The sequence below is a fragment of the Geobacillus sp. DSP4a genome (genome assembly GCF_013096875.1).
Taxonomy (GTDB): Bacteria; Bacillota; Bacilli; order Bacillales; family Anoxybacillaceae; genus Geobacillus; species Geobacillus thermophilus.
Map to the genome: position 1 here is coordinate 1 of NZ_SDLD01000243.1, position 356 is coordinate 356.

At 56.2% G+C, this 356-nt stretch carries 1 protein-coding gene; it reads left to right on the plus strand.

All coding sequences use genetic code 11. The features are described from left to right. A partial coding sequence (locus tag ETC02_RS17185) for an ExeA family protein (protein WP_371810225.1) occupies positions 1-356 on the plus strand: 356 nt, incomplete at both ends.

Consider the following 356-nt stretch of genomic DNA (forward strand, 5'->3'; position numbering starts at 1 on the left):
ATCATGAACGGCGGATCACGCCGGTGTTCATTTTGGACGAGATGCATTTAGCGAAGGATGCATTTTTACAGGACATCGCGATCTTGTTCAACTTTGAGATGGATTCGACCAACCCATTTGTCTTGATTTTGGCCGGGCTGCCCCATTTACAGGGGAAGCTGCGGCTCAATCAGCACCGCCCTCTCGACCAGCGGATCATCATGCGATACCGGATGGGGCCGCTGGAGAAGGAAGAGGTGGCGGGCTACATCGAACATCGGATGAAACAGGCCGGGGCGAAGCATCCGATCTTCACCCCATCGGCGTTAGAGGCGATTGCCCTGCAGTCGCGGGGATGGCCTCGGGTGATCAACACG